Here is an 859-nt window from a genome sequence, read left to right on the forward strand (position 1 = left end):
CCGCATCCGGCGCCTGGCGCACCTGCGCCTCGAACAACGCGTGGATGCACACCTCCGACGGATACGCCGCCGCCGTCCGGTTCAACTCCTCCAACAGATAGGTGCGCTCAGCGGACGACAGCAGCCCAATCCGCCCAACCGGCTGCTCGGCATCGGCCACCATCGCCCGCAGCAGCGCCAGCAAATAGCCACGCTGGCGCTCAATGGTCGCTTCGTCGAACAGCGCCGTGGCATAGCCCAGCGTGCCGGCGATGACCTCGCCACGCTCGCTCAAGTTCAGCTCCAGATCGAACTTGACCTGATCGAACCCATGCCCCGCAGCCTCCACGCTCAGCCCGGGAAGGTCGAAGCACGGATCGGCGTGGTTCTGCCAGGCCAACCCCACCTGGAACAACGGCGTGTGATCCAGCGAGCGCGGCGGCTGCACGATCTCCACCACCTGCTCAAACGGCAGGTCCTGATGCTCCTGCGCCGCCAATGCCGTGCGCCGCGTCCGCTCCAACAGCTCCACCACGCTCGGCGCGCCCGACAGGTCGAGGCGAAGCGCCAGGGTGTTGACGAAGAAGCCGATCAACTCTTCGATCTCGCGGCGACCACGATTGGCGGTCGGCACCCCGATCACAAGATCGTCCTGCCCCGCCAGGCGCGACAGCACCGCGGCCCACGCCGCCAGCACCGTCATGAACAACGTCGTGCCATGCCGCCGGCTCAGCCGCTTCAACTCTCGCGTCAGATCCGCATCGATGACGACAGGCACCGTGCCCCCGGCAAACGACTGCTGTTCCGGCCGCGGCCGGTCCGTCGGCAAGGCAAGACGGGCCGGCGCACCAGCCAGCGTGTTGCGCCAATACTGCGCCTG

1 protein-coding gene is annotated in these 859 nt (G+C 67.6%); it reads right to left on the reverse strand.

Going from position 1 to position 859, the window contains the following annotated elements; genetic code table 11:
* Positions 1–859 (reverse strand): condensation domain-containing protein (locus J6497_RS40715; protein ID WP_225709753.1); only part of this gene is annotated, 859 nt, incomplete at both ends.

Origin of the sequence: Bradyrhizobium cenepequi (assembly GCF_020329485.1) — a bacterium.
GTDB lineage: Bacteria > Pseudomonadota > Alphaproteobacteria > Rhizobiales > Xanthobacteraceae > Bradyrhizobium > Bradyrhizobium cenepequi.